Below are 577 nucleotides of genomic sequence, written 5' to 3'. Positions count from 1 at the left end.
TCTGATCCTGATTTATCTCCTGAGCCGTCAGCACTAAAAGATGCTTTACGCGATGATTTGTTGGTCGACTTTAAACCTGCATTTTTAGGGCGTGTGAATGTATTACCTTATTTGCCTCTATCAAGAAAAGTATTGATAGAAATAACAAAATTAAAGTTGGATAAAATTACGACTCGTATTCGTAAGCACTATAACGCTGACCTGTTTTTTGATGAGGAACTAATTAATGATATTGTAGACAATAGCAATGAGTCTGGCAGTGGTGCGCGTGTGGTACAAACAACCATAGAAAATACATTGCTTCCGAAGATTTCTCATGAAATATTGCATGCAATTCTTAATGATAAGACGTTTGATGAAATTATTGTTAAAGGTACAACTAGTGGACTTGATGTCTCAATAGTTTAACATCCTTTACACTCTCAATAATAATTGGGAGTTGGTTCATATTAACTATTATTTTTTATAAAAAACGCTTAAATTAAATCTTATTTAAAGATATAACAGGGCGTATTTAAAATGAAGTTTTTGATACATTAATCACTAATTATCACCAAACGTCAGATAATTAAATTAT

1 pseudogene is annotated in these 577 nt (G+C 31.5%); it reads left to right on the top strand.

Annotated elements, in window-relative coordinates:
* Nucleotides 1-408: pseudogene (locus IQR33_RS08580) on the top strand (type VI secretion system ATPase TssH); the annotation flags it as partial.
* Nucleotides 409-577: the final 169 nt, after the last annotated feature.

This window comes from Vibrio sp. OPT46 (genome assembly GCF_015163535.1).
Classification (GTDB): domain Bacteria; phylum Pseudomonadota; class Gammaproteobacteria; order Enterobacterales; family Vibrionaceae; genus Vibrio; species Vibrio alginolyticus.
This window is presented reverse-complemented; position numbering and strand designations above follow the sequence as displayed.